This is a genomic window from Streptomyces sp. MnatMP-M17 (assembly GCF_900091995.1).
GTDB lineage: Bacteria > Actinomycetota > Actinomycetes > Streptomycetales > Streptomycetaceae > Streptomyces.
Map to the genome: position 1 here is coordinate 1 of NZ_FMDK01000006.1, position 7,225 is coordinate 7,225.

The window sequence follows — 7,225 nt, forward strand, 5'->3', positions numbered from 1 at the left end:
CAGCCCTGGTCCTGTGGCTCCGCGAACCCACCGGGTGATCATTTGTCAGACAGGCCCTAGCCACGTCCCCTACCCGACCTCGGCGCCTCCGCGAGCACGGCCTCCGCGTCGAGCGTCGTGCCGACCGCCTGGATCACCGAGGCGATCTTGAACGCCTCCTGGATCGTCTCCCGGTCCACGCCCGCCTTGCGCAGCACCTGCTCGTGCGAGTCCAGGCACGCGCCGCAGCCGTTGATGGCGGAGACGGCGAGCGACCACAGTTCGTAGTCGGCCTTCTCCACGCCCGGGTGGCCGAGCACATTCATCCGCAGCCCGGCGCGGAGCTTTCCGTACTCCGGGTCCGATAGGAGGTGCCGCGTCCGGTGGAAGACGTTGGTCATCGCCATCATGGCCGCGGCCGACTTGGCGGCGGTGTACGCCTCGGCGCTCAGCCGGGCCCTGGCCTCCGGCCCCAGCGCGAGCAGCACCGCCCGTGAGCGCGAGGCGATCGCGCAGACCAGCACCGTGCCCCAGAGCCGTTGCGTCGGCAGTTCGCTGTCGCCGACGACCGAACCGAGGTTCAGCCGCAGGTCCTTGGCGTACTCCGGTATGGCCGCCTTGAGCTCATCGAGTCCTGTCGAGGTCACGCCACCGATGGTGACACAGTGCCGCCGAGGCCTGTGGCGGGCGGTTCTGTCCTCAATCGCCGGACGGGCTGGATATGCGGCCCGGCACCCGCACCCACCACCGCACCGGCCCCCCGCCCGCCGGGAGGCGCACCGCACCGCCCCTACCCGGGAGGCGGGTTCTTCGGGGGCCGGCCCCGGCCGGGGATCGGTGCCGCGTTGCCCGGGAGGCGGCCCGCTTCCGCCAGTGCGCGGCGGAGCAGGAACTCGATCTGCGCGTTCGCGCTGCGCAGCTCGTCCGACGCCCAGCGGGCAAGCGCTTCGTACACCGCCGGATCCAGTCGCAGGAGAACCTGCTTGCGTTCGGTCACTGGTAGAGCGTGCCCGTGTTCACGACCGGCTGCGCCGAGCGGTCCCCGCCGCGGCTGTGGGCCGAGTATTCCCGTACCTGCGGGTCGGGCATCTCCGGCAGGTCGTCGATCGGTGTCTTTGTGCTGGTGAGCGTCATGTTCGTACCCCGTTTTCCGTTCTGGTCGCCGATAGTGCGACCGCTAGCATTGTGCTAGCAGATTATGGCTCTTGGCAACCCTCCAGCCGTCTCATGAGTCGGTTCCAATGAGACAGGTGTGGATTGTCACGCCCGGAAGGTCAGGATCGACGCCCTTTGTCACAGCAAGCGGTGTTACGTTTCTGAGCTGATTCCGATGGGGAGCGAGAGCGGAGCGACACGGGGATGGGCCGAGCTGAAGCCGGACGAGCGCGGCAGCGTGGAACGCGCCGGGCGCCGAAAAAGGGCGGCATGCGCCGTTTCTTCACGCCGAAGAAGCTGCTCGGCACCTTCTTCGGGCTCTGTCTGCTCGCCATGGGCGGATTCGTCGTGATCTATCTGCTGGTCCCGGTGCCGAGCGCCAACGCGCAGGCCGAGATGCAGAGCAACGTCTACAAGTACAGCGACGGTACGGTCCTGGCCCGTACCGGCGAGATCAACCGCGAGATCGTCGGGCTGGAGCAGATACCCAAGGAGGTCCAGCGGACCTTCGTCGCCGCCGAGAACAAGACCTTCTACCAGGACGCCGGCGTCGACATCAAGGGCACGGCGCGCGGTCTGCTGAACACCCTCTCCGGCAAGGGCAAGCAGGGCGGCTCGACCATCACGCAGCAGTACGTCAAGAACTACTACCTCAACCAGGACCAGACGGTCACCCGCAAGCTCAAGGAGCTGGTGATCTCCCTGAAGGTGGACCGCAAGAAGGACAAGAACGAGATCCTCGCCGGGTACATCAACACCAGCTACTACGGACGCGGTGCCTACGGGATCCAGGCCGCGGCCCAGGCGTACTACGGCATCGACGCGGCCGAGCTGAATGTCGCCCAGGGCGCGTATCTCGCCGCGCTGCTCCAGGCTCCCAGCCAGTACGACTGGGCCGTGGCGGGCGACACCGGCAAGCGGCTGGTGACCGAGCGCTGGAACTATGTCCTCGACAACATGGTCGAGATGAAGTGGCTGGACGCGTCGGTCCGCTCCGGTCTGAAGTTCCCCGTACCGCACGCGCCCAAGGCCGCCCACGGCATGGAGGGCCAGACCGGCTATCTGGTCGAGGCCGCCGATGAGGAGCTGGCACGCCAGGGCGTCGACAAGGCGGACATCGACGCGGGCGGCTGGACGATCACTCTCAATATCGACAAGAAGCGGCAGCAGGAGCTGGAGCGGGCGGTCGGCAAGGAGCTGGAGAGCAAGCTCGACCGCAAGAACAACAAGACGGACGCGACGGTCCAGGCCGGAGCGACCTCCGTGGATCCGAAGACCGGACACGTCGTCGCGCTCTACGGCGGCACGAGCGCCACCGAGCACTGGATCTCCAACGCCACCCGTGACGACTACCAGCCCGCGTCGACCTTCAAGCCGGTCGTGCTCGCCTCCGCGCTGGAGAACGGCTCGAAGACCCAGGACGGCGAGAAGATCGGCGTCAACACGCGGTACGACGGCACCAGCAGACGGCCGGTCGTCGGCAGCGACACTCCCTACGATCCGCGGAACGAGGACGACCAGGACTACGGCTGGGTCAACGTCCAGACCGCCATGAACAAGTCCATCAACTCCGTCTTCGCGCAGATGGTGGTCGATGTGACTCCCGCCAAGGTGAAGCGGACCGCGCTGGCCCTCGGAATGCGGGACGGCAAGGCCTTCCCCGAGCGGCCGGCCATCACACTCGGCACGATGAACGCCTCCACCTGGGACATGGCCGGCGTCTACGCGACGCTCGACAACCATGGCAGGAAGGTCACTCCGAGCATCGTGAAGTCGGCCTCGCACAAGGACCGTACGGTCGACCTGCCCGATCCGATCGGCAAACAGGCGGTCAGCCGGGAGACGGCCGACACCGTGACCCATGTGCTGCAAGGTGTCGTGGACAACGGATCGGGCTTCGAGGCCGATACGTCCGCCTATGACGCGGCGGGCAAGACCGGTACCTCGGAGGAGAACAAGTCCGCCTGGTTCGCCGCCTACACTCCTCAGCTCACGACAGTCGTCGCGCTCTTCGGCGAGTCCACCAAGGAGGGCGGCGAGCAGGTCAGCCTCACCGGCACCGCCAACAGCGGCCGTGCCAACGGCGGCGGCTTCCCGGCCAGGATCTGGGCGGACTACACGCTCGGCGCGCTGAACGGCGGCTCGGACGCCCAGTTCGATCTGGAGATTGCCGAGCCCGTACGCGAGGAGCCGGTGGTGACGCCCAGCGAGACGGCACCGAGCGAGACGCCGAGCACCGAGCCGCCGTCGTCCACGCCGAGCCGGCAGGAGCCCGAGCCGCCGGCGGACACTCCGAGCCAGAGCGCGCCCGAGACGCCGGAGCAGAGCCCGCCGGCCAGTGAGCCGGGTCCCGGCGAGTCCAGCAGCGGCGATCCGGGCGGCGTGGAGACCGGCGGTGTTCCCACCGGAGGAGCTCCGCCCGGCGGTCCCGGCCACGGCGGCCCGTGAGGAGCGGCTGCCTTGTGACGGTAAGGAGCCGCCCCGGCGGATGCGATCACATCCGCCGGGGCCGCTCCCTGCCGGTCGCGCCGGCCGCGACGGACGTACGGAACGCACCTGGCGTACGCGCCGGACGTGCGGTACGGGCCGGTCAGCCGCCGTTCATCTTGTTCGCGATACGGTCGCCGATCACCTTGTCGATATTGCGCCAGTACTGGAGCGCCCGGTCGAGCACCGGCCGGGACACGCCCTGTGCCAGATGCCCGCTGACGTTCGACACCAGCCGGTCGCGCGCGGCGTCGTCCAGGACCTCGCGGACCTGTGTGCCCGCCTGGCCCCAGTCGTCGTCCTCGCGGTGCAGCTTGTACGCCTCGCGCACCATCTCGCCCGCCGAGGCCCAGCCGGCCGGATCGCCGAAGCGCTCCGTGTCGGCCGCGGGACCGCCGTACGAGTTCGGCGCGTACGGCCTCGCCGCCGCCGACGGCTCGTACCGCATCGGTCCGTCCTTGGCGTACGAGCGCACCGGCACCCGCGGCCGGTTGGGCGGCAGCTGGGTGTAGTTCGGGCCGATGCGGTAGCGGTGTGTGTCCGGATACGAGAAGAGCCGCCCGAGCAGCATCTTGTCCGGCGAAGGGCCGATGCCCGGCACCAGATTCGAAGGCTCGAACGCGGCCTGCTCGATATGGATGAAGTAGTCGTCCGGATTCTTGTTGAGCGTCATCCGGCCGACATCGATCAGCGGGTAGTCGGCGTGCGGCCACACCTTGGTCAGATCGAACGGATTGAACCGGTAGTCGGCCGCGTCCTCGAACGGCATGATCTGGACCTTCAGGCTCCAGGTCGGCGCGTTCCCGGACCGGATCGACTCGTACAGATCGCGGCGGTGGTGGTCCGCGTCCGTACCGGCCATCGCGTCGGCATCGGCCTGGGTCAAGTAGTCGATGCCCTGGTCGGTCTTGAAGTGGTACTTCACCCAGAACCGCTCGCCTGTGCCGTTCACCCACATATATGTGTGCGAGCTGTAGCCGTTCATATTCCGGTAGGACTTCGGAATGCCCCGGTCGCCCATCAGCCAGGTGACCATGTGTGCGGACTCGGGAGAGAGCGTCCAGAAGTCCCACTGCATGTCGTTGTCCCGCAGCCCGGTCGCCGGGTGGCGCTTCTGCGAGCGGATGAAGTCCTGGAACTTCTGCGGATCACGGACGAAGAAGATCGGCGTGTTGTTGCCGACCATGTCGTAGTTGCCCAGCTCGGTGTAGAACTTCAGCGCGAAGCCGCGTGGATCGCGCCAGGTGTCGGGCGAACCCATCTCGCCGGCGACCGTCGAGAAGCGGGCCAGCATGTCCGTGCGCTTGCCCGGCTGGAACAGATCGGCCTTGGTGAACTGGCTGACGTCGTTCGTCACCTCGAAGACGCCGTACGCGCCCGCGCCCTTGGCGTGGACCACGCGCTCGGGGACCCGTTCCCGGTTGAACTGGGCCATTTTCTCGATCAGATAGTGGTCTTGCAGCAGGATCGGCCCGTCGGGACTGATGGTGAGCGAGTGTTCGTCGCTCTCCACCGGGATGCCGACGTTGTTGGTCGTGTAAGCCGTCCTGGGGGATGACCCGCTCACGAACGTCCTCCCGTCGATAGCAGGCCCGGGAAACCGGGGGCGCCCCGGGGAATGGCAGCGTTCATTGAGAGCGCCTTCCCCAGTCAAGCCCTCCCACACCGTGTCGGCAACATCTATATTCGTCCCTTTTGATCCTTTTGGCGGTCTCGTTCGCTCCGGGTGTGATGTGGTCGGCCGTGCCCGGATGGATCACATCCGGGTCGGCAGCTCGAACCAGACCACCTTCCCGGTGGACAGCCGCGTGGCTCCCCAGCGCCGCGCCAGCCGGTTGACCAGGAACAGTCCTCGTCCGCTCTCGTCCGTGTCCCGTGCCCGCCGCTGTCTGGGAAGCTGCGGCGAGTCGTCGCCGACCTCACAGCGCAGTACATCCGTACGGAGCAGCCGCAAGGTCACCGGACGCTCGGCGTACCGGACCGCGTTGGTGACGACCTCGCTGATCAGCAGCTCGACCGAGTCGCTCAACTCCTCCAGGTCCCAGCGGGCCAGCGCCCTTCTGGCCAGCCGCCGGGCCCGTCCCGGAGCGGCGTCCTCCGGCTCCAGGAACCAGTACGCCACATCGCTCGGCGCGATCCCGTCGAAGCGGGCGGCGAGCAGCGCGATGTCGTCGTCACGGTCTCCCGGGCCCAGCACATCGAGGACGTCGTCGCAGAGCGCCTCCAGCGGCGGCGAATGATCGGGCCCGGTGAGCTGCGCGGCGGCGGCGAGCCGCTCCCTGAGCTGCTCGATGCCCGTCCATACGTCACGCAGCCGCGACTCGACCAGCCCGTCCGTGTAGAGCAGCAGCGTCGCTCCGGCGGGCGCGTCCAGCTCGACGGCCTCGAAGTCCACTCCGCCGACGCCGATCGGCGCGCCGGGCGGCACCCGGAGCACCTCGGCACGGCCGCCGAGATGCAGCAGTATGGGCGGCGGATGGCCCGCGTTGGCGATGGTGATCCGGTGCGAGACCGGGTCGTACACGGCGTAGAGGCAGGTCGCCATCCGGTCCGAGCCGAGCCGCTGCGCCTGCTCGTCGAGATGGTGCAGCACCTCCTGCGGCGGCAGATCCAGACCGGCGAGAGTCTGCGCGGTCGTACGGAGCTGGCCCATGATCGCCGCGGAGGTCATGGAGTGGCCCATGACATCGCCGACGACCAGGGCGACGCGGCTGCCGGGCAGCGGGATCGCGTCGTACCAGTCGCCGCCGACCCGGGCGGTCTCGGCGGCCGGAAGGTAGCGCGAGGCCAGCCGGACTCCCGTGGGCTGCGGCAGATTCTCCGGCAGCATCGTGCGCTGGAGCTCGTCGGCGATATACGCCTCGCGGCCGTACAGCACCGCCTTGTCGATCCCGAGCGCCGTGTGCGTGGCGAGCTGCGCCGCGACCAGCAGATCGTTCGGCTCGAAGGCCGCGCGGTCAGGTCTGCGGAGGAAGACGGCCGCGCCGATGACACGCCGGCGTCCGCGCAGCGGCGCGAGGATCGCGCGGTGCCCGGTCGGTACGGCACGGTCGGCGCCCAGCAGCTCCGGCAGCGCGGCGCGGGCCGCGGCAGAGTCGCCGAAGACCGGGCGCACACCGCGCAGGACCTCGGAGAGCGCGCCGCCCGAGGCGACCTCGCACAGCTCGGCGGCGGGCATCACATCCGACTGCGGATCGAGGATCGGCAGCCGCAGCGCATCGCTGACCTGGAGCGGGATACCGCCGGCCTCGGTGTCCTCGTCGGTCAGCCGCAGCCGGTCCGTGCGCCGCAGCCGCAGGACGAACGGCGACACCGGGCGCTCGTCACCGACGGGCAGCGGATCGCGGAGATAGACGAGTATGGCGTCGGAGAAGGTCGGCACGGTCGCGCGGCACAGCCCGAGCACGATCTCGTCCAGGTCTATGCCGCGTGCGATACGGCGCGTCGCGGCGCCCACGAAGCGCAGCCGGTCGCCCTCGCGGCGCGTCGTCGCCACGGGATCGGGCGCGGGCGCCGGCGACGGTACGGAGGGCGTCGGCACGCCGGAGGCGCCGGCCTCCTGCCGCGGGCGCGTGCGTTCCTGAGGCCGGGCAGCCAGCGGCTG

Annotated in this window: 6 protein-coding genes; 1 reads left to right on the forward strand and 5 read right to left on the reverse strand. The window is 69.0% G+C overall.

Features of this window, described 5'->3' with window-relative positions; all coding sequences use genetic code 11:
- Positions 1 to 56: 56 nt before the first annotated feature.
- The 3 genes from GA0115259_RS00210 to GA0115259_RS39835 all read right to left on the reverse strand — a co-directional run bounded on the left by GA0115259_RS00210 (position 57) and on the right by GA0115259_RS39835 (position 1,113).
- The gene (locus GA0115259_RS00210) at positions 57 to 626 is read right to left on the reverse strand and encodes an alkyl hydroperoxide reductase (RefSeq protein ID WP_093589001.1); all 570 of its coding nucleotides are present in this window, start codon (positions 624 to 626) and stop codon (positions 57 to 59) included.
- 143 nt (positions 627 to 769) lie between these two features.
- Positions 770 to 976 (reverse strand): type II toxin-antitoxin system antitoxin, encoded by a 207-nt coding sequence (locus GA0115259_RS00215; RefSeq protein ID WP_093589003.1) that lies wholly within the window; start codon positions 974 to 976, stop codon positions 770 to 772.
- The gene (locus tag GA0115259_RS39835; protein WP_161230248.1) at positions 973 to 1,113 is read right to left on the reverse strand and encodes a hypothetical protein; all 141 of its coding nucleotides are present in this window, start codon (positions 1,111 to 1,113) and stop codon (positions 973 to 975) included. Before GA0115259_RS39835 ends, GA0115259_RS00215 begins: the two co-directional genes overlap by 4 nt.
- 225 nt (positions 1,114 to 1,338) lie before the next feature.
- Here GA0115259_RS39835 and GA0115259_RS00220 point away from each other — a divergent pair, with 225 nt between their 5' ends.
- Entirely contained in the window at positions 1,339 to 3,582 is a 2,244-nt protein-coding gene (locus tag GA0115259_RS00220) for a transglycosylase domain-containing protein (RefSeq protein ID WP_093589005.1), read from the forward strand.
- A gap of 142 nt (positions 3,583 to 3,724) precedes the next feature.
- On the opposite strand, the gene GA0115259_RS00225 is transcribed toward GA0115259_RS00220, so the two are convergent.
- Both GA0115259_RS00225 and GA0115259_RS00230 read right to left on the reverse strand, forming a co-directional pair.
- Positions 3,725 to 5,188 carry a catalase gene (locus tag GA0115259_RS00225; RefSeq protein ID WP_093589007.1) on the reverse strand — a complete coding sequence of 488 codons (1,464 nt, stop codon included), beginning with the start codon at positions 5,186 to 5,188 and terminating at the stop codon, positions 3,725 to 3,727.
- A 189-nt stretch (positions 5,189 to 5,377) separates the two neighbouring features.
- The coding region (locus GA0115259_RS00230) for an ATP-binding SpoIIE family protein phosphatase (protein ID WP_093589009.1) at positions 5,378 to 7,225 on the reverse strand (1,848 nt) is incomplete at its 5' end.